Source organism: Arthrobacter sp. NPDC058127 (assembly GCF_042884555.1).
Taxonomy (GTDB): Bacteria; Actinomycetota; Actinomycetes; order Actinomycetales; family Micrococcaceae; genus Arthrobacter.
In genome coordinates this window covers 148,462-173,951 of the sequence record NZ_JBHVTT010000001.1, presented here as the reverse complement: position 1 = coordinate 173,951, position 25,490 = coordinate 148,462, and the positions used below count along the sequence as shown (strand labels likewise).

Annotated in this window: 24 protein-coding genes; 13 read left to right on the top strand and 11 right to left on the bottom strand. The window is 62.8% G+C overall.

Going from position 1 to position 25,490, the window contains the following annotated elements; genetic code table 11:
• Positions 1-65 precede the first annotated feature (65 nt).
• From ACFVTG_RS00870 to ACFVTG_RS00835, 8 genes are all read right to left on the bottom strand, one after another.
• Positions 66-1,688, bottom strand: a complete 1,623-nt coding sequence (locus tag ACFVTG_RS00870; RefSeq protein WP_390277297.1) for an ABC transporter permease — start codon at positions 1,686-1,688, stop codon at positions 66-68.
• Complete coding sequence (locus ACFVTG_RS00865) at positions 1,685-2,671, bottom strand: ATP-binding cassette domain-containing protein (RefSeq protein WP_390277294.1); 987 nt, start codon at positions 2,669-2,671, stop codon at positions 1,685-1,687. Before ACFVTG_RS00865 ends, ACFVTG_RS00870 begins: the two co-directional genes overlap by 4 nt.
• A 139-nt stretch (positions 2,672-2,810) precedes the next feature.
• Positions 2,811-3,494 (bottom strand): alpha/beta fold hydrolase, encoded by a 684-nt coding sequence (locus ACFVTG_RS00860; RefSeq protein ID WP_390277291.1) that lies wholly within the window; start codon positions 3,492-3,494, stop codon positions 2,811-2,813.
• A gap of 78 nt (positions 3,495-3,572) precedes the next feature.
• Complete coding sequence (locus ACFVTG_RS00855) at positions 3,573-6,308, bottom strand: LuxR C-terminal-related transcriptional regulator (protein ID WP_390277289.1); 2,736 nt, start codon at positions 6,306-6,308, stop codon at positions 3,573-3,575.
• Positions 6,309-6,434: 126 nt separating this feature from the next.
• On the bottom strand, positions 6,435-7,913 hold the full coding sequence (locus ACFVTG_RS00850; protein WP_390277287.1) for an MFS transporter: 1,479 nt from the start codon (positions 7,911-7,913) through the stop codon (positions 6,435-6,437).
• Positions 7,910-8,476: a cysteine hydrolase family protein gene (locus ACFVTG_RS00845; protein WP_390277285.1), complete on the bottom strand. Its 567-nt coding sequence runs from the start codon at positions 8,474-8,476 to the stop codon at positions 7,910-7,912. Before ACFVTG_RS00845 ends, ACFVTG_RS00850 begins: the two co-directional genes overlap by 4 nt.
• Positions 8,477-8,481: 5 nt before the next feature.
• On the bottom strand, positions 8,482-8,949 hold the full coding sequence (locus tag ACFVTG_RS00840; protein WP_390277283.1) for a MarR family winged helix-turn-helix transcriptional regulator: 468 nt from the start codon (positions 8,947-8,949) through the stop codon (positions 8,482-8,484).
• A gap of 76 nt (positions 8,950-9,025) precedes the next feature.
• Positions 9,026-9,892 carry a PhzF family phenazine biosynthesis protein gene (locus ACFVTG_RS00835; protein WP_390277281.1) on the bottom strand — a complete coding sequence of 289 codons (867 nt, stop codon included), beginning with the start codon at positions 9,890-9,892 and terminating at the stop codon, positions 9,026-9,028.
• A gap of 164 nt (positions 9,893-10,056) precedes the next feature.
• On the opposite strand from ACFVTG_RS00835, the gene ACFVTG_RS00830 reads away from it, so the two are divergent.
• The 8 genes from ACFVTG_RS00830 (at position 10,057) to ACFVTG_RS00795 (ending at position 16,969) form a co-directional block, all read left to right on the top strand.
• A complete protein-coding gene (locus ACFVTG_RS00830) occupies positions 10,057-10,689 on the top strand; it encodes a dihydrofolate reductase family protein (protein ID WP_390277280.1) in 633 nt (210 codons plus the stop codon).
• A gap of 109 nt (positions 10,690-10,798) precedes the next feature.
• Positions 10,799-11,281 (top strand): GNAT family N-acetyltransferase, encoded by a 483-nt coding sequence (locus ACFVTG_RS00825; protein WP_390277278.1) that lies wholly within the window; start codon positions 10,799-10,801, stop codon positions 11,279-11,281.
• Positions 11,282-11,539: 258 nt separating this feature from the next.
• Positions 11,540-12,055: a hypothetical protein gene (locus ACFVTG_RS00820; protein ID WP_390277276.1), complete on the top strand. Its 516-nt coding sequence runs from the start codon at positions 11,540-11,542 to the stop codon at positions 12,053-12,055.
• Between the two features lie 152 nt (positions 12,056-12,207).
• Entirely contained in the window at positions 12,208-12,885 is a 678-nt protein-coding gene (locus ACFVTG_RS00815) for an AAA family ATPase (RefSeq protein WP_390277274.1), read from the top strand.
• 159 nt (positions 12,886-13,044) lie between these two features.
• Entirely contained in the window at positions 13,045-13,320 is a 276-nt protein-coding gene (locus tag ACFVTG_RS00810; protein ID WP_390277272.1) for a type II toxin-antitoxin system Phd/YefM family antitoxin, read from the top strand.
• Complete coding sequence (locus ACFVTG_RS00805) at positions 13,317-13,610, top strand: type II toxin-antitoxin system RelE/ParE family toxin (protein ID WP_390277270.1); 294 nt, start codon at positions 13,317-13,319, stop codon at positions 13,608-13,610. Before ACFVTG_RS00810 ends, ACFVTG_RS00805 begins: the two co-directional genes overlap by 4 nt.
• A 285-nt stretch (positions 13,611-13,895) precedes the next feature.
• On the top strand, positions 13,896-16,217 hold the full coding sequence (locus ACFVTG_RS00800; RefSeq protein WP_390277268.1) for a hypothetical protein: 2,322 nt from the start codon (positions 13,896-13,898) through the stop codon (positions 16,215-16,217).
• 92 nt (positions 16,218-16,309) lie between these two features.
• On the top strand, positions 16,310-16,969 hold the full coding sequence (locus tag ACFVTG_RS00795) for a class F sortase (protein WP_390277266.1): 660 nt from the start codon (positions 16,310-16,312) through the stop codon (positions 16,967-16,969).
• Between the two features lie 34 nt (positions 16,970-17,003).
• On the opposite strand, the gene ACFVTG_RS00790 is transcribed toward ACFVTG_RS00795, so the two are convergent.
• Together ACFVTG_RS00790 and ACFVTG_RS00785 are read right to left on the bottom strand one after the other, a co-directional pair.
• The gene (locus ACFVTG_RS00790; protein WP_390277264.1) at positions 17,004-17,867 is read right to left on the bottom strand and encodes a hypothetical protein; all 864 of its coding nucleotides are present in this window, start codon (positions 17,865-17,867) and stop codon (positions 17,004-17,006) included.
• Entirely contained in the window at positions 17,864-18,586 is a 723-nt protein-coding gene (locus ACFVTG_RS00785) for a hypothetical protein (protein WP_390277262.1), read from the bottom strand. Before ACFVTG_RS00785 ends, ACFVTG_RS00790 begins: the two co-directional genes overlap by 4 nt.
• A gap of 250 nt (positions 18,587-18,836) precedes the next feature.
• On the opposite strand from ACFVTG_RS00785, the gene ACFVTG_RS00780 reads away from it, so the two are divergent.
• The 4 genes from ACFVTG_RS00780 to ACFVTG_RS00765 are packed head-to-tail and all read left to right on the top strand — an operon-like array spanning position 18,837 to position 22,543.
• Positions 18,837-19,973, top strand: a complete 1,137-nt coding sequence (locus tag ACFVTG_RS00780) for a type III polyketide synthase (protein ID WP_390277259.1) — start codon at positions 18,837-18,839, stop codon at positions 19,971-19,973.
• Between the two features lie 13 nt (positions 19,974-19,986).
• Entirely contained in the window at positions 19,987-20,715 is a 729-nt protein-coding gene (locus tag ACFVTG_RS00775) for a class I SAM-dependent methyltransferase (protein WP_390277258.1), read from the top strand.
• Positions 20,708-21,850 (top strand): FAD-dependent oxidoreductase, encoded by a 1,143-nt coding sequence (locus ACFVTG_RS00770; protein ID WP_390277255.1) that lies wholly within the window; start codon positions 20,708-20,710, stop codon positions 21,848-21,850. Before ACFVTG_RS00775 ends, ACFVTG_RS00770 begins: the two co-directional genes overlap by 8 nt.
• Before the next feature lie 15 nt (positions 21,851-21,865).
• Complete coding sequence (locus ACFVTG_RS00765; RefSeq protein WP_390277253.1) at positions 21,866-22,543, top strand: peptide deformylase; 678 nt, start codon at positions 21,866-21,868, stop codon at positions 22,541-22,543.
• Here ACFVTG_RS00765 and ACFVTG_RS00760 read toward each other — a convergent pair.
• Entirely contained in the window at positions 22,533-24,560 is a 2,028-nt protein-coding gene (locus ACFVTG_RS00760) for a S9 family peptidase (protein WP_390277251.1), read from the bottom strand. The two genes, ACFVTG_RS00765 and ACFVTG_RS00760, sit on opposite strands and share 11 nt — an antisense overlap.
• A 68-nt stretch (positions 24,561-24,628) precedes the next feature.
• On the opposite strand from ACFVTG_RS00760, the gene ACFVTG_RS00755 reads away from it, so the two are divergent.
• Positions 24,629-25,483: a methyltransferase domain-containing protein gene (locus ACFVTG_RS00755; RefSeq protein ID WP_284754278.1), complete on the top strand. Its 855-nt coding sequence runs from the start codon at positions 24,629-24,631 to the stop codon at positions 25,481-25,483.
• Positions 25,484-25,490 lie beyond the last annotated feature (7 nt).

Below are 25,490 nucleotides of genomic sequence, written 5' to 3'. Positions count from 1 at the left end.
CTCGCCCTGAGCCAGTTCGAGTGCCGTACCTTCCTTGGCCTGTGGGGAGCGGCCGTTCCCCAGCGTTAAGCCGTGGTCAGTTCACGCTGTTTCATACCTACTGTCGCCAGAATGGCGACCACCACCGCGATGCATAGCATCCATATGCCTCCGCTCCAGTCCGTGGAGGTGCCGATCGGCACAGGGGAGTGGGTGAACGGCGACATGTCGCGCATCCATTCCGGCATGCCCACGAGTCCGCCGAACAGCCCGAATACCGTGCCGAGGCCCAGCAGGGTCCAACCCAGGCCCACGGTCAACCCGGGCAACACGACGAACACGAGTGCCAGCACGCTGAGGTACAGCAATGCTGCCGGCAGTTGGGCGGCTGCCGCCGCGAAGGAGTCGCCGACGCGGGCAGAATCATCGCCTACTGCCACGGCACTAAGCCCCGACGCAGCCGCGCCACTAAGAAGCACCAGCACGATTGAAGCGGTGCCCACCGTGAGGTAGCCAACCAGCCACCGGCTTCGCGATACCCGCGTGGCGAGCACTTGTTCTGCTGTTCCCGAGACCTCTTCCTGGCGCATCCTGATGATGACTTGTGTTGCACAGGCGGCCGCAAGCACGCCGACCATCACGAAAATCGCTGAGATAAAGAGCTGGACGAGCGAGCCTTTGCCTCCGGGAATGAGGCTCTCCATGACTTTCTCCACATTTGGGTCGGCTGTTGCCGCGCCGGAGACTGCATGTGCAAGCGTGCCCGTGAGGAGACCAGCGACGGCGCTTCCAACGCACCAACCCACAACTGTCGGCCATTGCAGTCGCCACGCGAGACCCAGTGAAGTGGAGAGGGAATTGCGGGCATCCACGCGGCCGAGGCGGCCAGGGAGCAAGCTGGCACCGCTATCGCGTCGTGCCTGAAGTACGAAGACCAGCGAGAGGAATGCGGCGGTAAGCGCCAGGTTAAGCAGCAGGGGAGTGAGGGTGTTCGCGTCGTAGGCCAGGGTTTGCTGGCCCCAACCGATGGGTGAGATCCAGCTCCACCATGCCACCGTCATGTGGAGGTGGTCGACGGATGGCGTGCCGAGCGCGTCACCGATGCCACGGATGACATATGCGGCTGTAACGGTCGCAGCGGCCACGCCGTTCGCGCCCCGGGAGGTGCGCATGAGTTGAGCGGCGAATAGTCCGACGGCGAGGAAGGTGAGCCCGACGGCGGCGGTCGCGCAGCCGGCGACGAACGATCCCTTGGCATCCAGTCCACCGGCAATGAAGGCGAGCGCCACGAAGAGCCCGTTGACAACGTTGACGAGCGCACCGTAAATGATCGTGGCCACGGTGGGCAAAGTGCGCCCGGCCGGAGTCGCGGCGAGGAGTTCGGCCCTCCCGGACTCCTCCTCGGCCCGCGAGTGCCGCACCGACAGGAAAGTGTTCATGAGGCTGGCGAGCACGGCGATGAACGTGAAGATTTCAAAGAAGACGAATTGATCAAGCCCGCCTCCTTCGGGTGTTCCCCGAAGCATCAGAATGCTTGGGTTGGCGACGGCGAGCTGCAGGATATTCTCGCGTCCCGCGGGGTCGCCGTACGTCTTTTCAACCGCGGAGACGGAGAAGAGAGCCAGTAGCGCGATGCCGACAACCCAGATCAGCAGCTGTAAGCGGTCGCGCCGTAGTCGCTGAAGGAGCAACGTGAGCAAAGTGCTCATCGCAAGCTCGCCTCCTTGGCCGCTTCCCGACGTCGGGCCTTGCGTGACGGGTGCAGCGCGAGCGACGCTTCAGCCGGGTTGAGCTCGTCACCGTAGTGCCGCAGGAACAGTTCCTCGAGCGACGGCGGAGCGACCCTCAGGCCTTTGACGTCAAGTTCCGTAAGCACGGGCAACAGGGACGAAATCTTGTCGCTGTCCACTGTGAAGCGGGCACGACCGTTGACCAGGGCGACGTCGTGGACTGATGGAATGCGGGCAATGTCGGCGTCCGTCAGCCCGTTGCGCGCGAATGACACCTCGGTCCGGGTCAGGTGGCGCAGCTCGGCAAGGGTTCCGGACTCGACCGTCTTGCCGGCGCGGATGATGGTCACCCGGTCGCAGAGTTGCTCTACCTCGGACAGGATATGGCTGGAGAGAAGCACGGTGGTGCCTAGCGACGCCGCCCGCCTGATCTCCTGGTTGAAGACGCCTTCCATGAGCGGATCCAGCCCGCTGGTGGGTTCGTCGAGGATGTACACGTCGGCTGGCGACGCAAATGCGGCTATCAGGGCTACTTTCTGGCGATTGCCTTTCGAATAGGACCGCCCCTTCTTGGACGGGTCCAGCTGGAAGACTTCGATGAGCCGGGCCTTGCGCTCAGCGTATGCCGCCTTGTCGGCTGTGCCGCCGCGCAGGCGGCTGAGTAGGTCGATCGCCTCGCCACCCGAGAGGTTGGGCCACAGGCTAACGTCGCCCGGCACGTATGCAATGCGCTTGTGCAGTTCCACCGCGTCCGTCCACGGATCCTGACCGAAGACCGTCGCGCTTCCGCCGCTGGCCCGGGCAAGACCAAGCAAAACCCGGATGGTGGTGGACTTCCCCGCGCCGTTTGGGCCGAGGAAGCCATGCACCTCCCCGGCGTCGACAGATAGCTCGAGTCCGTCGAGTGCGCGAACGCGTCCGTAGCGTTTCTCAAGGCTGTGGGCCTCAATCACTGTGTTCATGTTTCGCACGCTACGCCCGATTCACAAATTTGTGAATGTTCTTAACGGAACCTTAATGCGGTGGCGGAAATGGCCGCACCGCCACACGGCGCGCAAGTGGCCGGTGGCGGTGCGTGGCTGGCTCAGTTCCTGGTCCAGCTCATCCGACGGAGGCAGCAGCCTTCCTGATCACGTCGGCGACCACCTTCGGCCGCGACACATAGACGGCGTGGCTTCCCGGCGTCTCGCTGACCGTTGCGCCTATCCGCTCTGCCATGCTCGCCTGGGCCACCGGCGGGATCATATTGTCCTCGGTGACATGCAGATACCAACTTGGCTTCACCCGCCAGGCGGCTGAGGAAACGACTGCACCGAGCGCTTCGAGGCCCCACGGAACTTGTGCGTCGGCCAGGAATGCAGCTTCCTCGGGGGTGACGTCGCCGGCGAAGGACTCATGGAACTTGTCGCGGTCGAGGAAGAGGTACCCGTCGACGGGCGGCAGGATGGGTGGCTGCGGGCCGTCGGCGGGGAACGTCCCCAGCAATGAGTTAACGGACTCGCCCTGGTCCGGGGCGAACGCGGTGATGTAGACAAGGGCCGCTACTTTTTCGTGATTGCCCGCTTCGGTGACGACTGCCCCTCCGTACGAATGACCCACGAGAACGACAGGCCCATTGGCTTTGTCAATCACTTGCAGGGTGGTTGACGTGTCGTCGGCGAGCGACTTTGTGGGGTTCTGCACGACGCGCACCTCGAAGCCATCGGCTGTCAGCTCGTCGTACACGCCCCGCCAGCCTGATCCGTCGACGAATCCGCCGTGAACGAGAACGATCGTTGGTTTCATGCTTTGCTCCTCACAGTGTTGGACAGGAGCAACGCTAGGCTTCCGGCCGCGCGTGGTAATCCGTCAATTGACGTACATTCAGGGACGTAGATTGTTTGGCCCGGACGAGAGGGCGTCACGCAAACCGGCCCGCGTCGAGATCCCGAGCTTTGAGAAAGTACGCGAGAGATGAGTGGAAACAGTTCGCGGCGACAAGAAGAGCGATTCTGCGATCTGTTTGTTCGAGAGCCCCGTTGCAGCGAGGTCGGCCACCGCGGATTCTTGCGGGGTCAGTGCGGCGGAGCGCGCCTCAGGTGCGCCAAGGGCGCGAAGTTCCCTGTCCGCGCGCGAGGCCCACGCCTTGGCACCCAATTGGTGAAACACGGTCTTCGCTTCGCCGAGTTGGATCTTGGCGGCCGAGCGTTCCCGCCGACGTCGGAGTTCCTCTCCGAACAGCAGCTGGATCCGAGCGTGATCGAACCGCCAATGCTCGCCGTCTGGCGCGGCAAGTGCAGACTCGAACTTTTCCTTCCACGCCGGGCCCTCGTCCAACAATCCATGGGCGGCCAAGACAAGGGCGCCGAGCCGCGAGGAGTGGCTGGCGACTTCAATACTTTCGAACGCCCGTAGGTGCAATAGCGCCTGGGGCCTGCGGCCCGATCGCGCGCCTGCTTCAATGAGATCGAAAGACGACCAAATGGCGTGCGGGATGTACTCCGGAAGAATGCCTGGCGGGCTGATCGTCGCCGCGTGAGTGAAGGCCTCTTCGAACCGGCCGGCCGGCAAAGCCGTGAGGCACCGGATGTGTGACGAATAATTGGCGAGGGCGACAAGCCTGCGGGGCGCCGCCCAAATGAGTAGCTCCTCGGCGATGCTATGGGCTAGGGCTTCCTCTCCACGGGCCGCCTGAACCAGCGCTATCAGGAACCTGGCCGGTGCAGTGGTCAGTGCGTAGCCGTGTTCTATCGAGAGTTCCATACCCTCTTTGACTAACAATTCGAGCTCGTCCCAGCTGCCACTGAAGTAGTCGTCATTGGCGAGCAGAAAGAGGGCCTGAATGGCGGGGGTGATGGCTTCCCCTCTACGACCGTCTTCGACGACGTGCCAGAGGGCATCGCGCATGCCTCGGAGAGAATCGATGTAGGCTCCAGCGGTGGCGAAACGAACTATGTGAAGCGGGTCGGTAACGAATCGAAGACCATCTATCGCGCGATGAAAGCGCTCGATGGCTGCTCCCTCAGCGCGAGCCGTATCAACGAAGAGTTCGAGCTGAAACTGGAGTACTTCGGGCAGCCGGCCTTCAGGTGACGACTGGGCCAAGAGAGATTGCCAGAAGTCGCCATTGCCCCCGAAAAAGCCGACCAGGACGAGCGTGTAGAGAGCTTCGGCATAATCGCGGCCTTCCGCTTCTTGCTGCGAAGTCCCTGCTGCGAGGGCGGCAAGCAGGAGTCTGCGTGCGGTTGCAACGTCCCCCTCGCTGTTGAGCAGGTTGTACGTGACAGCGATGACGGTCGCCAGCTGTGGTGAACGGGACTGGTTTCGAAGCGACTCCGCGAGCAGAGCCGGACTCTCTCCGATTGCCCCGGCAATCGATGATCCAAGGTATGCCGCGCGTGCCACTCGGCGCTCACGGCCGCTGAGGGAAGGAGTCAGTTCCGCAGCCCTGAGCATTGCAGCGGTTGCCCGGGTGCCGTCGCCGATTTCAATGAACCGCTGGGACACGTTTTCGAGAAGCGCCGCAACATCTTCATCGGGGCCTGTTGCCGCTTGGCCGAGGTGCCAGGCCCGCCTTTCAGGTTCGTCGGCGAAGGCGTCGGCGAGGGTTGCGTGCACGCGCCTGCGCTCTTCGTCCGTTGAGCGCTCGAACACCGCCGAGCGGATCAGCGGGTGACGAAATTCCCAACGCCCGGAACGGGAGTTGAAACGCACTACGCCGGCGCGCTCAGCGGGTGAGAAATCATTGTGGCCCGTGCTCGTTGGAATGCATCTTTCGATGGTCATCCTGTTCTCGGCCCCGGCAAGGACCACGAAGAGCAACATTTCACGGGTGTGCGGAGGCAGCGCCGAAAGCCGGTCTTCGTAAAGCAGTTTCAGCCGGTTCGTGAGCGGCAGCATGCTGGGCAACGGCTGCGCACGGGGGTATTTGAGAGCTGCGGGGAGCTCCAGCAATCCGAGTGGATTGCCGAGCGCCTCACTTTGGATCCGCCGTCGAACGCTAGCGGGCAGAGCCGGAAAGCGGTCGACGAGCAGAGCGTCCGCGGCGTCGTCGCTGAGCGGAGGAACAAGAAGGGACGGAAAGCCGCTGCGGACGAAGACTGTGTCCTCATCCAGTCGTGCTGCCACAAGGATCTTGGCCGATGCGCCGCGAAGACGGCGGCCAAGGTAGGTCAGCGTCATGGCGGAAAGAAGGTCCATCCATGGAGAGTCATCCACCATCAGGAGCACGGATTCCGATTTTGCGGCGGTCAGTTGCAGGAGGGAAAGCGCCGCGGCGCCGGCAGCGAGGAGGCCGGGCATCGCCCCGGTCCGAAATCCGCAGATGATGCCGATTGCCCTCTGGTGATCCGGCGCGAGCTCGGGGAGCGAGTCGATCAACGGGAGCAGCAGTTGGTTGACTGTGCTGTACGGAAGTTCCGCTTCGAACTCAAGGGCCCGCGCGCGAAGCACTTGAGTGCCGTTCAGTGCTGCCCGATCGCCGAGGAATTCAAGCAGGGCCGATTTTCCGACTCCGGGTTCTCCGCTGACCACGAGGAGGGAGTCTCTTCCGGATTCGTTCAGGAAAGCATCGATCCACTCGACCTGGACATCCCGACCATGCAACTTTGCTTCAATCAACTTGAGTCTCCGACGCGCGGTCTTCACCTATGAGGAAAGGTTAGGAGACGAGTTGAAGCGTGACAAGGATTTGCTCGTGACAGCCATGACCCGGCGGGCGGCCCCGGTGACCACCCGCCGTCGGGCTCAATGCTCCGCGGCGACGGCCGGAACGCTGCGGTCAAACGCCGTCAGGAGAACCATGGATGCACCGATGGCGACCAGGATCCACGCCAAAGTGTGGAAACCCGCATCGGTGGCGGACGGCCCGAAGGCGATACCGATGAGGCTGGAGGACCCGATCGCGCCCAAGTACATCGACGTCCGCAGCAACCCGGAGGCCACCGCGATCTCCGCGGCAGTCGTCTGCAGGTACAGCGCCGCCTGATTGGCGAAACTGCTGAAGCCGTTGGTCAGGCCCAGCAGGAGGGTCATACCAATGAGCAGCGCGACGCCGGATCCGTGGTTCACCAGCAGCATCACTCCTGCGGAGAGCGCCAACGCGACGCCCGCAAGGATCAGGGGCCAACGGATCCACGCCCGAGCGGAGACGACCCGCGCCACGACGATGCTCAGCAGGCTTAGCGGAATCAGAATCAGCCCCACTGTCGCCGCGTTGAGCCCCATGCTTTGTTCCATCCACTGGCTGGCCCCGTACATCGAGGCATATGTGGCCAGTGCGGCCAGGATCGAACGCAGGTAGGTGCGCTGCAGCGGTCGGTTCCTGCCCAGCATCCGGACATCGATCAGCGGACTGCGGGCGTGCCGTTCCCGCAACAGCAGCACCCCCGCCAGCACCACCGCGAGCACGGCCAGCCACCAGGCCGGCGTCGTAAGGGCCGAAAGGAACACGAGCAGCGAGACGATCGCACCAGCGAAGAGGGCGATCCCCGGCAGGTCCAGCATGGTGAGCAGGCTGCGCAGGCCCTGTGTGCGGACCGGCGCATCCTTCGCCACTCCTAGCAAAGTGAAGGTGAAGGCCAGCAGGGAGAGCGGAATGTTGACTGCGAACAGGGCCCGCCAGCCGAACGAGCCGGCCAGCACTCCACCAAGGGGCAAGCCGACGACGGCGGTCACTTGGGCCGCGATCGAAAAGTTGCCGAGGACGCGGCCCGGCACGCCGATACCGGATTCATCGGCCCGCCGGCGGACCAGCGCCATCGCCGTCGGGTAGCACGCTGAAGTCCCGACACCGATGAGTGCCCGCGAAACGAGCAGAACGCCGAGGTTTGGAGCCAGCACTCCTACAACCCCTGCCAGCAAAAGGACGGCGACGCCGCAGAGGAATACGCGCCTGGGCCCGAAGAGCACGGAGAGTTTCCCCATGGTCGGTTGGGCGACTGCGCTGCATAGATAAAGGACGGATATGAGCCCTGCGGTGGCGCCCGGACTCGAGCGAAAGTCAGCCCCGATGCCCACCAGCGCGGTGGCGATCATCGAGCTGTTGATCGGGTTCAGCGTGGAGCCAAGGAGGAGCGGTGCCGTGAACCTCCAGCCCAGCGGGTTCGAGGACCGATTCCCTTGGCCTGAAGTCTCGGCCCCAGTCGCGGACCGTGGGGGAGTCTGTGGCCGGTCGCCTGTGTCAGCCGACGGGCTCGATGGTAGGGCAGCGTCCCGCGCGGTCACGACCGGGTGGCTTTGAGCACGTCCAGTATTTCTTGCGTCGTCCCGGTCTCGCCCAGTCGGGGAAAAATCGTGGTGACGGAGTTCTCGTGGGCGTTCATCGTCAGGTCGGTCATCGCATCGAGGGCCAAAGTGACATTGAGGCCGGCTTCGTGGGCGCTCCGTGCAGTGGATTCAACGCCAATGCTGGTAGCGACACCGGTCAGAACCACCTGGGTTACACCGAGGTCCTCCAGGAGTGCCCCAAGGCCGGTGTTGGTGAATGCTCCCCAGGTCTTCTTGGTGACAAGGTGGTCGCTTGGTTGCTGGTTCAGTTCAGGCAGGAGCTCGGCGAAATCGGCGGGGAACTCCCTTCGCGCGCTGCTGCCTTGATCTGTCCGGCCGGGAGCGCCGCCGGCGACGTTGACCAACACCACGGGCAGTCCGTGGCTACGGAAGGCATCCGCAAGCGCAGCGGAATTCTGCACGATTGGCTCGAGGGGATGAGCTTTCGGGGAAGCAACTATTCCCCGCTGAAGGTCAACAATTATGAGGGCGGTCTGTGGGTCCAAGGTGGTGATGGTCATGGGTATCACGGCTCCAGAAAGCGTTTGAGTAGGTGGATGGCGCCGGGCAGCCGTTCCCGCTCGTCCGGAGTGAGTTTGGACTGGATGGTGCGGTACAGCCAATCAGCCTTGGCCGCACGGCTGGCGCTGATACTCTCCCGGGCTTCGGTTGTGAGGGACAGGATCCGCTGGCGGCCATCGGCTGGATCAGGGCCGCTCTCAACGAGTCCTGCGCTGGAAAGGGCGGAAATGATGGCGCCCATGGACTGGGGACGCATTCCCTCTGCGCGGGCCAGCGCGGACAAGGTGGCCTGGCCGTCACGATCCAAATGGATCAGCACGGCCTTTTGCGCATTTGTCAGGTTGTCCACTTGGGTCAGGTTGTCCACTTGGGACTGCTCACGCAGCCGCCGGGTCAACTGGCCAATAAGGACACGAAGCTCCGCGGCAGCTTCGAGCATGCCCGCCGCATCTGCGTCCGGGGGAGGGTTCATAACAACGACGCTAGCAGATAGTAAGGCAAACTGAAAAGGTTGCCTTACTATCTTTATTCTGTGGGGCCCGGATTGGTTATGAGGGCTCGGCAATCTCTACGGCTTCGCCACTCACGACAATCCCACCCTGCGGCGGGATGTCGACCGTGAGGACACTCGGGCGGCCGATGTGGCTGCCTTGGTGCACAATCACCCGGGTGGGCGTCTCCACGAGGGAAAGCAGCCGAAGGTACGCGCCGAAAGCCGCGGCGGCTGAACCTGTCGCTGGATCTTCAGCGATGGTTCCTACGGGGAATAGATTGCGTGAATCAAACTCGCCGCCACCGATCTCGCAGAGCGTCGTGACGGTGCCGGCCCAGCCCTGGACATCCATCAGCGCGCGCATGGCATCCGGGTCGAAAACGAAGGAGTCAAAGGTGCTCCGTTCGGCGAAGACCAGAATGGGGTGCCAGTTTCCAGCAAAAGCAACCATCGGCGGGTAGCCCGGGTGCAGTTCGCTTTGGCCCACGCCGAGCAATCCGAGCAGGGAACCCAGAACACCGTCGGAGAACTCGGCAATTTGGGGCTCCACGCTCGTGAAGCTTGCCGTGACCGTGTCGCCGCGGCCCGCCGTCTCAATCACCACTGGCCCTACCTCAGTGTCGAATACGAAGGTTCCCGCACCGTCGCGCCCTGACAGCGCGACAGCCAAAGCGATAGTCGCATGGCCGCAAAACGGTACTTCGGCGATGGGGGAGAAGTACCGCACACGGTTTCGACGGGCGTCCCCGTCAACGGCCATCTCGGTAACAAAGACCGTTTCCGCGTAACCGATGTCAGCCGCGATTCCCTGCATGCCGGCGTCGTCAACGCCGCTTGCGTCCAGGACGACTCCCGCCGGATTTCCTCCGTCGGGAGTGGCGGTAAAGGCGGCATAACGCAGTACATCCGGGGTCTGTTCCATCCGGATATCGTCGCATGGAAGGCGCGGCCATGGTCGAACCGCTCGTGGCACTCTTTAGCGTTCGACGGCGATACTACGCCGCGGGCGTGAGGCTTGGGAGAATGTGGGCAAGTAGCGTGGATCCAGAAGGGGTCCGCGGCCGTTGTTCGACGGGGTGAAACGACATGAGGTTGAAGACCACGACCAACGTCTCAGTGGACGGCGTGATGCAGGGCTTGGGCGGAGCCGACGAAGATCGCAGAGGCGGCTTTGACCGCGGGGGATGGGCCATACCGCTTCTCGACACCGAAGCGGGGGACTATCTCAGCGAGGTCTACGGCGGTGCGTCCGCGTTCCTCTTCGGCCGGCGGACGTACGAGATTTTCGCCCCTTACTGGGGAGCGATGATCGATCCGAGCACCAACCCGATCGCGGCCGCGTTGAACAGCCGCCCCAAATACGTCGCATCAACGAGCCTCACCGACCCGCAATGGGCGGGCACGACTGTCCTGGCCGGCGACCTCGCCATGGCAATCGCTGAGCTGAAGGCACATCACGACGGCGACCTGCTGGTCCCGGGCAGCGGCGTCCTGGTCCGATGGCTGCTCGCGAACAATTTGGTGGACCAGCTCGATTTGATCACCTATCCCGTGGTGGTCGGCCAGGGCACACGGTTGTTCCCCGAATCCGGCCCGGACCTGGCGCTCAAGCTGCTCAACTCACGGACGACGTCCCGGGGCATCACCATCCAGTCTTATCGGCCCGCCGGGCGTCCGGAGTACGCAACATCCACGGTGGATCCGGAGGAGGTGTTTTAGGGCAGCATTCTTTGTCGCGGTTCGCACGCGTTTCTGAAGGACAGTCACCGTCCATTCTGGTTGATGTTGGCTGGATTATGCCCTGTTCATCGTGCGAAAGGCCCATTCCATGTTCATACGACCGTTTGTTCCCACAGATGAGCAGCCAATTTTAGATCTGACTTTGTCGGTCTTCGAACCCTTCTACGAAGAATCGTTCCGCCCGCTGATGGGAGAATTGATTTTCTCCGTCCAGCACGGGAGCTGGCGCGAAGATTATGTGTCGATGATCCCCGAACTGCATAAACCTGCTGACCACCAATATGTCGATGTTGCTGAGGCTGAAGGTTGCCTTGCCGGTTATGTTGGCTGGAGCGTCGAACCGCTGCGAGACCATGGGATGATTCGCATCCTCGCGGTGACCCCCGCGTTTTGCGGCGGCCATGTTGGCCGCGATCTTTGCGAGCACGCCATGCGTGGAATGAAGGCTCTCGGGGCGAGGATCGTCGAAATCGGAACAGGTGGCGATTCATTTCATGCGCCTGCCAGAGCACTTTACGAGAGTCTTGGCTGCAGGCAGATTCCCGTGACGGTCTACTTCAGGGAACTCTAGGCCAGCCGGCGAAGGAAGCTTGCCGATGAACGGGGGAGAGAGGGGCATTCCGCTCTCAATTAAGTTGACCCAAATCGTCGAAATCCTGCGTTTGATGTCGTGTCAGCCATTGTTCAACCGAATTGTAAATAGTGGTTCCGCCAGCGCAAGGTCCCGTGAGGGGAACTTTGAGCGTCCGTCGAGCGGCCATCCTTCGTAAGGCAGAGGTGGTGTCGGGAGCCACTTACGCTCGGGTTTTGGGCCATTTACGCTGATGAGATGGTGGACTGGGAAGCAGCCGGTCAAAAGAGCAACCTAAAGTTGTTGCGCTCGATGTTCTGGATTCAAGTCACGCTGTGCGTGCTGAGTGTTGGGGCCGTGCTTCTCGTTTTCTATAGAGCCGACGCCAAGACAAGCGTGTGGGACTTTGCTCCGGGAGTCGGCACATTGGTCTTGTTCACATTCATGCTGCCGTACACGTACAAACGTTGGCAGCAGGCGCGTTTGCTTCCGGTAGATAAGTATCCTGTCCGCGCCAGCCTCGAAGTCCAGCGGAGATTCCGCCGGCTCACTTACTACATGATGTTCTTCACGCCAATCGCGCTGGCCTTGAACTTGCTGCCGTTCACCTCCGAGCCGTGGATCTGGATCAAAGTTGCCATCCTCGGGGCTGGAGCCATCGTTTTGGGCGTCTGGGCCACCCGGTTTTCACTGTGGCAAAGGGACGAATTCTGGCGAGAACAAGGCAAGGACCCCAAACTCCCTGAACGCCCTGCCAGGCCGGACGCCCCATAATCCAAAACACACTACTGTCGGTCATCGCCGTCGCGGCGATGACCTGCCTTCTTCGTCAACCCATCGAATCCCGTAGGCCTGAGAGAGCCATTTCCCTTGACGCGGGTGTCATTACGTGCGCTATCGCTTCGGATTGTCCCCAGAAGTATCGGGTGGCCATCGGCTTAGCCTGCGGTTGGGAGGTCGAGACTGCGGGTGATCCGCAAAGGCCTGGTTATGATTCGATCATGGCGGGTTTCCGAGAAGGAATTTTTCTGAACGGAACGGTAGGGTCTGGCAAGACCACCGTGGCCGATTGTATTGGTGAGGCTTTAGAAGTACTCGGAATCGCCCATGCCATCATCGATCTGGACGCGATACGCAGGGCTTGGCCAACGCCAAAGGAAGACCGGTTCAACCACGAACTTGAACTCGTCAATCTCGCAGCGCTGGTCAATAACTATACTGGCGCCGGCATCGAAGCTTTCGTCATCGCCGGTGTCATTGAGGACGCCTCCGAAGTCAAGCGTTATTCTCGCGCCCTCGGAGGCAGACCACTCCGGGTGTATCGAATCACCGCCAGCGAGGGCGTCATAAGAACCCGCCTGATGAAGCGGCATCAGGGGGATCCGAAGCGACTTGGCTGGCATTTGGCCAGATCGGTCGAGTTGGAGAACATTCTGATCAATGAATCCTTGGACGACGTGGTCTTGGACTCAACGGACAGGACACCAGAATCCGTAGCGCGGGAAATCTTGGAGTTGGCAGGCGTCCGGCCGATGCAGCGTGACCAAGGCGTCGCTGGCGTTCTCGGCGTGCAGGAACGCCCGCGGGAGTCCCGGGAGGCATAAAACCGTGCAATTCCGGGATCGACGCATCTCGACGAAGCCCAGGGGATCGGGGCGAATTGATTCATGTGATGAGATACGCAGAATATTACTTTACATAATGTAGATTATCGGCTAAAAGTCAGGCTAGTTGATGGCCTGATATCAGGCTATAATTCCAGCATGAGAACGGTACCGCTCAGCGAAGCCAAGGACAAGCTGTCCGCCCTCGTGGAGGAAGCCGACAGGACGCACGAGATCATCCAGATCACCCGTCACGGGCACCCGTCAGCGGTGCTGATGTCCGCCGATGACCTGGAATCCCTGCAGGAGACCATCCACTGGTTGTCACAGCCGGGCATCCGCGAAGACCTGGATCAGGCCCGGCGCGACATCGTCGAGGGCAACACGACCAGCGGCGCAGACCTCCGCCGCGAGTTCGGGCTGCCGCCGCGGTGACCGACGCAGAATCCACTGGTTCCGCCCCATGGAACGTCGAAGTCACCAGCCCGGCACTGAAGGGTTTCCGGCGGCTACCGGAGAAAGCAGCAACCGCGATCGTCGAATTCGTCACCGGCGCACTTGCCGACAATCCCCACCGACTGAGCAAACCCCTTACGAACGAACTGCTCGGACTCCGCACCGCACGGCGCGGCGACTACAGGGTGCTGTTCACACTCGACATCGAAGAACGCATCCTGTATGTTCTCCGCATCGAACACCGGTCCGACGTCTACAAGCCGCGTTAGCCGAACTCCTTGAGGAAAGATGCGCCATTGGTGAGCAACGGCGAACTTCCTTAACGAAAGCCCGGACGCTCCCTGGGCGTGACCGAACCCGCGTTGGCCCTGTCCGCCCGTTTCAACTGTCAAGTTCTTGACAGTTGAAGGCGCTGAAAGCGTCTCTTACAAGCCCTGACAGTTTGAAAGCCAAGCCCTTCTCTCGGACTGCGATTTGTCCGGCTCTCTACAAACAGGACCACCCAAAGCGTGGTCATCGCGTCTATGGGCGCGTTTGAAGAGAAGGGAACATAAGTGAGTCAAGGAAGATTCGAACCAGACGCCGGAAACCCGCCGGGACAGACAAGGGGCCGGCGGGCGTTCGCCAAGTCCGGTGCCCTGGCAGCTGCCGGCGCCCTTGTCCTCTCCGCTATCGGGACCGGAGGCATCTTGGCCGCGCCTGCGGCGCAGGCCGCAACTGACCTGCCGGGCATGCACCAATCGGGCATCATCGTCCAGGCTCCGCCGCCCCGGGCGTTTGGAGATTGGTCGATGTGGCTGGGTTCCCTGAACCTGAACGGCGCCGCCGGGGGTCCCACGGCCTTCTGCTTCGACGTCGGGATCCCGGCCGGGCCAGCCGGGTCCGGGGCGGTGGGTTCCCTCGGAAACCCGCAGCTTAACTACGCGATCCAGAAGTACCAGGGCGACCCTGCAAACCACCCCGCCTTGGCGTACCTGGCGCACGAACTCGCGGATCCGAGGTTCAACGTGCCGTGGAACGGCATCGGGGCTCCCTACCCCAACCTCCGGGACTCGGCTGATCCGCAACTGCCCGGTGTCCGTGCCCAGGCCGCGGCGATACTCGCCGACGCCCGGGCCAATTCCGGTCCGTACTCCACGCAACCTAAACTCTCGATGGACGCGAACGGTCGCGGCGGTATAGTCACCTCGACGGAACTGATTTCCGCAGCCGGGAACAAGTTGAACGGTTTCTCGGCCCGCGCCATCCTGAACGGCCCCGCCGTGTGGGCAGGAACGAACTCACAGGCAGTCAACGCCCGTACCGGAGATCGGCTCGGCTTCACGGCTACTGGAAACGGAACAGTGTCGGTGACGCTGACGATCGACGCACCCGGGTCGTCGGCTACCACATACTCTGTGCCGGGCTTCCAGAACCTTCTCGTCGCCGGCGGGGCTCAACCTGTCGCGGGAACATCGGCCGATGCCAAAGTGATCTTCGATTTTCAGCCCGTAGCAACCTCCACAGCTGGCCGGTTTGTCGAGGGCGGCCAGGCGCTGGTGGACGTTCTGCACGTGAACACGTCCACGGGAAACGCCAATGACTGGGCGTTCGTGAACGGCGGCCGCGTCCCGGCCCGCTTCGACATCGACTGGTACTACAGCCCCGTCAAACTCGCCCCTGCCGCCCAAGTCCCTGCAACCGCTGTGAAGGTCGCCTCTGGGACGGGCACCGCAACGGGACCGGGTGACGTGAAGGTGACCGCTGACAAAAACGCGGACAAGGCCGGCTATTACTACCCGGTGGCCCGCTTCTCCAAGGCAGCCCAGCCCGCGGAACTGCAGCAGTACTTTCGTGCTGATTGGACGGCTGGTTTCAACGACCCGAACGAGGAAACGATCCAGAAATACCAGCCCGAGGTCGTGACCAAGGCATCGGCCATTGAAAACGGCAAGGTCCACGACATCATCACCGTGACCGGCAACGAGCCCGGTAAGACACTCTCGGCGATAACGGATCTGATCCTGACCTCCGCCTCCCCGATTGCCGGCGGCTCCGACACTGCACCGGCCGATGCCGAGGTCATCGGTACCGTCACCACGAAGGTCACGGGCAACGGCGAATTCAGGACCGCGGCCGTCGAGGTTCCATGGGAGAAGATCGTCGCCGAGAAGTGGGCCAGGGGCCTGAAAGCCAACCTGTACTTCTCCGAGAAGATCGACGGTACCGAGTCCACCAAGGCATGGGACGGCAAGGAACTGCTGCCCAACGAAACCGTCCCAGTCGAGAAACCTTCGATTGTCACCAAAGCCTCCGAGAATGGCACCGTACCGCTTGTGGCTCACGACATCGGAATCATCTCGGGCACCATCCCTTCCGGCACCGGCATCAAAGTCACCACCAAAGTGAACCAGTACAAGTTTGACGACTCGACCGACGGATCCGCCCAGGCCGTCTGCGCCAATCCGTCCTGGTCCTCCCCCGACCAGGACGTCACCGGTGCCGGTGAAATCACCTACCCGAGCCACACCATCGCCCACAAAGGCACCTACGGATACGTAGAGGAACTTAAGCTGACGATCGACAAGGGCGAGGGCAAGAAACCATTCACCGCGCAGTTGCATAAGGGCAACTGCGGCGAGAAGAACGAAACTGTCATTGCCTTCCCCGAAGCCGTCACCGTTAGCCCGGCCAAGCCGGCCCTGATGGTCAACACCGGATTCGCGCCCACCACCGGCACGGCGCAGGAAACAGGGCCGAACATGCCGCTGCTAATCACAGGCGTCACCGCCTTCGCACTGGCACTCCTCGGAGGAGCAGGGCTGTTGTACCGCAAACGCTTCGACAACCGCGGAGTTGAAACGGACAACGTCCCAGCGGACGAACATGCTGACTAGAAGCACCCAGCTCTCAGATTGACGCGGGGCACCCGGATCCAGCCACCCATGCTGATCACCGGGTGCCCCGCCCCACACCCAAGGACAATCCAATGATCAAAACCTGCAGCTATCCCCGCGCCCGATGGAACAACGTTGCACTGACCACTGTCGTCAGCTGTAGCGTGGCCGGAGCCACCGCAGGCATCTTGGCCTTCACAGCGCCATCCGCTCCCCCGCCGACTCCGCGGGCACCTGTGCTGGCGCCGCCTACTTCCGCCGGACCGGACACCTACACCGGCCAGGCCGCGATCCCCAGCCTTCGGCCTAACACGCTCTCGATCCCGGGCGTGGACCTCAAAGTGGGGCTCGTGGACCAAGGCCGTGACGGTTCCGGCTACCTGGTAGTCCCGGATGCCTCCGAAGCTGCCCGCTACACAGGCTCGGCGGCTGTGTGTGCCGCGAAGGGATCGACCCTGCTGGCCGGGCACGTGAACTTCCCGGATGGGTCCCTCGCGCCAATGGCTTCCCTCGTCCGGGTGACCCCGGGCATGCCCGTCTACGTATCCGACAACGCCGGCGTTTCCTGCAGATACAAAATCATCGGTTTGGAATCATTGGCCAAAACGTCCCTGCCCGCAAATACCTTTGCCACCGACGGCCCACACCTACTGCGGATCGTCACCTGTGACCTTGCCAGCCCCATCGTGCCAATTGCGGGGCAAGCCCAGTTCGCCAACAACACCGTGGCCACCGCAATCCCCTGGCCATGACGAACCACTTCCAGTCCAGACCGGGTTGGCTCCGTCATGCAGGGATGTCCTCCCGCGAATGCATTCCACGTGACGCGTAGCTCCCGGTTCTGGCGTTCTTAGGTCTCGCCTTGTTCCAGACCAGCGAAGCCAACGCCTCCTGGACCCCGGGCAGGGCAAGGGCATTGGCAGGGGAAATTCCCTGGAGACGGCCCCAGAGATATCCGCGTTCGCTGCAGACGAAGTCCACGAGCGCCCTCTTATGGCCTCTGGGTACGCAGCTCAAGGCCCTGTTCGTTTCTAAGCGGGAGAGCGCGGCCCCCGGCTCTGATCCGAAGGAGATCTCCTCCATGTGCCGGGATGCCCTTTGCTCGATCACCTGCAGACCCTGCTCTGCGACGTCGCGATCCCAGCCAGCCCTGATCAACAACGCCTTTAGTTCCTCCCAGAGAGGCGATGAACCGGCGGGCATTGGCGAAATGGCCAACGGAATCTGGGGCCATTCGCACTCATGTCCGTACACCGACACCAGCGGCGCCCCCTCCCCCAGGGCGTGGTTCTTCTTCACGTCTGCCCACACACCGTTCCGCACATCTCGCTCTGAGAGCCAGTGGCGTTGGGTGACTGTCCAGGTCCGGAGTCCGTTGCGGACAACCGTCAGCAGCCACGCGCAAGCCGGGACGTCCACAGGTATCCCCCGGTCGCAAAGAACTTCCGTGGCGTAGAACAGTGCATCGTCCGGGGCAATCGAGGGGAACTCGTGCTGGAAACGGGACAATAGCGCCGGAAGAAACGAACCGAACAGCAGCCCGGCCGAAGGGCCGTCCCGGCCTTCCCGCTGCCATCTGGCTACGAGGTCCCGCAGGAGGGCATCGCGTTCGGCCGGCGTCGAAAACCGGCCATGGGTTCCGGGACTCATGCGGCGACACCCCACTGCTTCGCAACATCGCTCATCAGTTCCGCGGCCGCGTTGAACTGGGCAGCCAGCCGGCGTCGTCGTGCGGGATGCGCCTCGGGCAGTCGCTGGACGACTAGCTCAGACGATCCCATATTCCGGATAGAGTCCATCAACTCCCGCAGCTGGAGTTCGGCCAGCACAGCCGCGTCGGAAGGACCGTGATCTACGTCCAAGGCGCCGACATCGGCCAAAAACCCCTCCACATCGAAGATTCCCTCGTTGGAGTCCGAGTTCGAATCCGAATGAACCAGTTCGCCTGCTATTGGTACTGCGGGTGCAGTGCGGCGCATTCTGCCGTCCAGCGACAATCTCAGGGACGGCAGCGTTCCACCCGCTGCAACGCCCTTTGCGAGGAGGGTCTTCACGGTCTCGTGGGATACGCCCAGGACCGGTGCGATCGCACGAAGCGACAAATTTCCAGCCGCCAACTCCATGGCGATACTCACCCGGGCGCTGCCTCCCAGGCTCGGAAGGACCAGCCGCTCAGCCTCCACCAACTCAGCCCACGTACTCAGGCCAAAGGCCGTCCATGCCCTCGCCTGATACAGCTCCAAAGCAAGCTTCACGACCTGGCCGAGCAATCGGTCAACCACGCCCACTTGTCGATCAAGCTCAGCCAAACGCAGGCGCAACCGCTTCACCTTGACACGCGCACCCCCGACATCCAGATCCCCCTGCATACCTGCGCACCTCCCCAAATGCACTAAGGACCGCCCTGTTGCCGTCCAGCCGCTCGGCGAACTCGGCAAACGGACAAATGGGCTGCTATTAGAACTAGTGGCCCGTCGCTTCACTTTGTGTCGCAGAAGCTTTGGAGGCCCTGAATGCGGTTGAGTCCGCCGGTTCCCGAAAAACAGGCGGGACCCCTAAAACGTCCACATTTCCACGCCCTGCCATTGTCAACGGCATCTTCGTCGCCAACAATGAAGCATGCCGGTCTACGTGAGGTCTCTGGAAACTGCCGTACCGCCCACAGTGCTTGTGCAACCACAGGCGCGCGACGTTTTTGCATCCCAACCCGGCCTGACACGGCTCGGGTCCAGACTGGTGCGAACCTGTTTTGATTCAGCAGCCATCGACACCCGATTCACCGCAGTGGCCGAATTGTCCTTGGACAACCACTCCGAGAATCCGTCATTCTTTGACCCCGCGACAGGCCGTGTACTTAGCCCCAGCACCAAAGTCCGAAACGAGATATTTGCCGTCGAAGCCACCAAATTGTTCATTGAGGCCGCCAAGGCCGCCGTCGGGAAATGTCCCGATATTGATTTACTTGACATAACCCATGTCATCACCGTTTCCTGTACGGGTTTTTTCAATCCCGGCCCCGATTACAAAGTGGTCAGGGCCCTCGGACTGAGTCCGGCCGTGCAGCGCTATCACCTTGGCTTCATGGGTTGCTACGCAGCGTTCCCCGCGCTCCGCGCAGCCCGGCAGTTCTGCCAGGCCGATCCCTCTGCCGTCGTCCTCGTTATCTGTGCGGAACTTTGCTCGCTCCACGTCCGGACCTCAAATGATCCGGACACCATCATGGGGTCGGCCATCTTTGCGGACGGCGCGGCGGCCGCCGTCGTGACTTCCCGTGAGCCTGAGCGGCCGGACCCGGTGATCAGGCTGGATCACTTCGAGACTGTCCTGACGCCGGTCGGCGAAGAAGCCATGGCCTGGAACATTGGCGACGAAGGCTTCGAAATGGTTCTCGGCACGTACGTGCCGCACATCATCGAGGAGCACATCACCGGCGCGCTCGAACCGCTGCTTGCCCGGGACCCCTCCCTGGCCGGACTCCCCTACAGGGACATTACGCATTGGGCCATCCATCCCGGCGGCCGCAGCATCCTCGACAAAGTCGAGTCGAAGCTTGAACTCACCGAAGAACAGATGATTCCCGCCCGTGACGTCCTCCGCGACTATGGCAACATGAGCAGCGCCACCGTGCTCTTCGTCTTGAAACACATCCTGGGACAAACCCCGGCTGAGCGGGAGGAACGCATCTGTTCCATGGCATTCGGGCCCGGCCTCACGGTGGAGACGGGGCTCTTCACCCGGGTTTCACCGGCTCTGTGATGCCGGCTCTGTGATGCCGGCCCTCCCCCGCCTGGGCGGCTTTCTCGGCGCACGGGATGTGACCGCCGTTGAAGACATGGACCGCCCCGATTGCGAGCTTGACCGGCTCAACCGAAGTTACGCGCGGTTTCCGATCGTCAACGCTGTGGTGTCCGGCTGGCGGGATACCTACAGCTCAAGGATCAAGCCTTTGCTCACGACGGCGGCGCCCACCACGGTCCTTGACATCGGCTGTGGCGGTGGAGACGTTGCCCGTAGCCTGGCGCGCCGGGCCGCAGCAGACGGTTACCGTCTGGAAGTCACCGGAATCGACCCGGACGAGCGCGCCTTCCAGTTCGCGAACTCCGCACCGTCAGTGGAGGGCGTAAGCTACCGGAAGGCCTTGAGTTCCGAGCTCGTGTCGGAAGGGCGCACGTTCGACGTCGTTATTTCCAACCACGTCCTGCACCACCTGACCACCCCGGAACTCGCCTCGTTCCTTCACGACTCCGAACGCTTGTGCCGCCGGATTGCCTTGCACAACGACCTCACGCGCAGCCGTGTGGCATACGCACTTTTCTGGGCAGGATCCTGGCCCCTCGGCATCGGTTCCTACATCCACGGTGACGGCCTCACGTCCATCAGGCGCAGCTACACGGCAGTGGAACTCCGGGCCGCCACTCCGTCGACCTGGACGGTAGAACCGAGCGGCTTGTGGCACAACCTCTTGGTATACCGGCCCGGGGAGGTCCACGATGTTTGACGTCGTGGTGGTCGGAGCCGGACCTGTCGGGCTATATATGGCAGCCCTGCTGCTACAAAACGGACACCGCGTTGCAGTTCTCGAAAGACGCGCGACGTCGAGCCGCCAGACCCGTGCCATAGGAATCCATCCGCCCGCCCTGGCAGCTCTGGACGCAATAGGTGCCGCCCATCCCTTGGTCTCTTCAGGGGTCCGGATCACCCATGGTGCCGCGTACAGCGGCGGCCGGAAAGTTGCCGACATGGACTTCGCCCGTCCCTCGGCCGAGTACCCCTTCATCCTTTCCGTTCCGCAATACCTCACCACCCACGCCCTGGAGTCCAGGGTGACCGACCTCGATCCGGGAGCCCTCCACCGCGGGGTGCAGGTCGAGGAAGTCGTCGACGACGGCGGGCGCCTGCGTTTGCGCGGGCAGCAAGACGGAGCTCCGGCCGAGTTTCTGGGCCGATTCGTAGTGGCCGCCGACGGCGTCCATTCCGCCGTCCGTGAGGGACTGGGTTTGGAGCCACGCTTGCGCACCTATCCCGACTACTACGTCATGGGCGATTTCCGGGATGAATCGACCTACGGCAACAACGCCGTCCTTTTCCTTGAGCCCGGAGGAATCGTGGAGTCCTTTCCCCTGCCCGGCGGCATCCGCCGGTGGGTGGTCCGGCTTGGCACCCCGTGTCAGGAACCCACTCCCCACGCGCTCGCCGACCTCATCAAAAAACGGACCGGCAGCGTGGTGGACTCCGCGAGCAATACGATGATCAGCGCGTTCGGCGTCACCTCTCGCATGGTCTCCCGCATGGTCCACGGACGGGTCGCCCTGCTTGGCGATGCCGCACACGAGATCAGCCCGATCGGCGGCCAAGGGATGAACCTGGGCTGGTTGGACGCCGTTGCCCTGGCGCCGATCATCAGCGAAGCATTGCGCACATCCGCGAAAGTCCCTGCCGGCAAGGAACTCGCAGGCTTCGAGCGGGACCGGCAGCGCGCGGCGAAGAAAGCCATCTGGCAAGCCAGCCTGAACATGGCGCTGGGGCGTCCCTTGCCCCCGAAAGTCCTCAGCGCACGGAACGCCTTGATCGGCCGCGCCATCACCTTGCCGATGTTCTCGGAGCTTGTTGCCCGCAGATTCACGATGCATTGACACTAAGCTCAATCCATGGACTTTGAGACCCGCCCCCTGGCTGCCGGCCCGGACACGACGTTTACTGCCTCGGAAATCCGCAGCGCAGTCCAGGCCCTGCTCGGTCTCGAGGGGCTCCCTCCCATCGTGCAGGTCGGCCATCCCGTGCTGCGCCAGCGGGCCGCGCCCTATGATGGCCAGCTCGACGACACCGAACTGGCGCAGCTGATCGAGCGCATGCGGGATGCCATGCATGCCGCTCCCGGAGTGGGCCTCGCCGCGCCGCAGCTCGGCATCCCCTTGCAGCTGGCTGTGCTTGAAGACCATTTCGATGTTGATCCTGTTGCCTCGGAGATCCGGCAAAGGACGCCGCTGGGCTTCTTCGCGATACTGAATCCCGGCTACGAGCCCGAGGGGACTTCCACGGCGTCGTTCTATGAAGGCTGTTTGTCGATGCGCGGATTCCAGGCCGTGGTCACACGCCACCGCGATGTTCGTTTGCACTACCAGCGTCCGGACGGAAGTGCAGCCTCGGCCGGATTCTCCGGATGGCAGGCCCGGATAGTCCAGCACGAAACCGATCACCTGCACGGCGGACTATATTTGGACCGCGCCGAACTGCGGTCGCTCGCAAACGATGGGGAGTACTCCGCCCATTGGGCGTACCCCGGAATCGACGAGGCACGCCGCGGACTGGGATTCCTCAATCCGTAGCTGAACCGGATTCGCGCGGCGGGTTTGCTGCCGAAGGCAGGTGCCTTGCCCACCACGCGAGGATCTGCTCGAATCGCTGCCGCCTGTGGTGGGGCGTGCCCGATCGCGATAGTTCGTGGTCTTCACCCGGGAAGAGGAGCAACGCCGTCCCCACGCCCTGCGCCTTGAGGGCGGCGAAGTAGCGCTGGCCTTGTTCAACCGGGCATCGAAGATCGTTTTCGCTGTGGATTACCAGCGTGGGTGTCCGGACTGCGGTCACCACGGCCATCGGGCTTTGGGCCGCCATCTGCTCCGGCGAGCCACCCGTGTATTGGCCACCGAAGAACCATCCGATATCCGAGGAACCGGCAAAGCTGACCGGGTCGAGGAATCCGCGCTCCACAATGGCTGCCTTGAAGCGGTGTTCGTGGCCGATGACCCAGGCCGTCAGATATCCGCCGTAGGACCCGCCCATGATTCCGATCGATTCCCTGTCCATCGCAGGAAAGGCTTCGAGTGCACCATCCAGGAAGGCGAGCACATCCGCCATGTCCGCGGTGCCCATCTTTTCCTTGATAGCCCCTCCGTGTGCTTGGCCGTACCCGGCAGAACCGCGCGGGTTGCACATCAGCACGGCGTATCCCGCTTCGGCGTACACCTGGGCTTCGTCAAAGAACGCCCCCGTGTACTGGGCGAAAGGGCCGCCGTGGATGGTGAGCAGCACTGGATGGGGGCCTGGCCCCTCTGGCAGGACCACCCAGCCATGGACCGGGTAGCCGTCAGTTCCGGTGGTGGTGAACTCATGCGGTTCAAGGATTGTCGCTTGGTCCCGAAGCGCCTTGGCGAAGTCCGTGAGCACTCGCAGTTCACCCTTCTCCAGAACGCCGAGCTCGCCATTGCTGAAAGCGTCGCTGTATGCGACAGCCACGATGTCTCCCACTGCGGAAGCGCCGATCGCTACGCGGGGACCCTTGACGAGGACCTCGGCCTCGCCGGCGGGTGTCCATTGGATCAGCTGGACGCTGCCACGGCTGGTGTTGAGCGCGAGCACCCCATCCGCTCCAAAGGCTTCGAGGTGGCCGCCAATGTCCTGGTTTTCGACGTCGCTGAGCATCGTTGCTTTGCCACCCCGGACCGGCATTGCGTACAGCGCCGTGTTTCTCGCGACGAAGTCCAGGCCGTCGTCGCCGAGGTCCTGCGCCGCAAAGAACAGCCATTCACCGTCCGCGGACTCGCAGATTTCCTGGACGGATTGTCGTGCGGCGTCCGGACGAAGTGCTTTGGGCTCGCCGCCCGCGACGGAGACACGATAGATACCGGAGGCGAGGTCGGCGTCGTGCCCTTCGTGGAGCGAGGCGACGAAGTAGACGCTCTCGCCGTCGCGGCTGAAGGACGGCGAGGTGTGGTCGGCTTCGCCGAACGTCAACTGCACCGCCGGCGGCACCAGGCCTGCCGCATCGGCTCCGTTGGCTTTGGCCGCCCTCCCCACAGGAACCACGGGAGGTTCCGCTCCGGGCTCGGGGACCTCGACGACGAACAGTTGCGCGGGCTTGTCCGCGGTGTAACCCAGCCCATTGAGCCTGTATTGGTTGTCGGTGATCAACCGTGGGTCTTCGCTGCCCGCCCCGACGCCGTCAACCGTCCCGTAACGGCCTTCCTCAGGAACGCGCGAGGAGAACACAATCATCCGCGAATCAGGCGCCCAGGAAAACTCGGAGACTCCCAATTTCTGTTCCGTGATCGCTTGCGGTTCCCCGCCGTCGGACTCAACCACGTGCAGTTGCGGCTTGCCGTCCGGCGTCGCCCGAAGGAACGCCAACACCCTGCCGTCGGGTGAGAATGCGGGTGCGGTGTCCCGGAAGCCACGGGTGATCCGCCGGGGCCGGATCTCATGGTCAAAAGGAACACTCCAGAGCTGGCCGACGTAGGCGTCGGCGTCGAAATCGGGCCGCGTGACGGACACGACGGCGCGGGTCCCATCGGGATGGGTCGCGGGAGCAGAGACGGAATTCAGCAGCGGGAGTTGTTCGGCTTTCACGCTGGTGAGCCTAACGGCCGTCAAGGCATGAGGATATGTGCCACTCCGGCAGCCGTAGGATTGTCCATATGCTTTCCGACGCCGTCCCTTCCCTGCGCTGCCCGGTCTGCGGGGGTCCTTTCGGACTGAGCGCGGCTGCGCCGTTTTCGCTCGGTTGCGTCGCCGGCCACAGTTTCGATGCCGCCAAACAGGGCTACTTCAACCTGCTCACGGGCAAGGGCACGGTCTTCGAGGCCGACACGGCAGAGATGGTCGCGGCCCGCAACGATTTCCTGGGCGCGGGCCATTACGCTCCCCTCGCCGAGGCCATCGCGGAGCTGGCGGCACCGGTCCTATCGGCGCCGGGATCCCTGGTCCTGGATTCGGGGACCGGCACCGGCCACTACCTACGGACAGTGCTGGACCGCACGCCGGTTGCAGCGATTGGCATCGACATTTCCAAGTTCGCCCTCCGCCGGGCCGCACGGTTGAATCCCGGCGCCGTCAATCTCGTATGGGATGTCTGGCGTCCACTGCCGATCGCAGACCATGCCGTGGATGCGGTCATCGTGGTCTTTGCGCCGCGGAATCCACCGGAATTTGCCCGCGTGCTCCGTCCAGGCGGCCGCGTGATCGTCGTGACTCCGCGCAACGGGCACCTTGGGGAGATTGCGGAACGGACTGGGATGTTGGGTATTGAACCGGGCAAAGACGAGCGCCTTGCCGAGTCCATGCAGGAGTTCTTCACTCCCGCGGACACCATTCACCTCGACGTGGATCTCAAGCTCGACGGGCGCGACATTGCCGATGTCGCCTTCATGGGACCCGCAGGCCACCACCTCGAACGCTCCGCCCTCCTGGCGTCGACGGCCGTGGAAACGTCCGTCAAGGCCACCGCGAAGTTCACCCTCAGCGTTTTCACAGCACGGGAGCAAGGCTCCTAACGGGAAC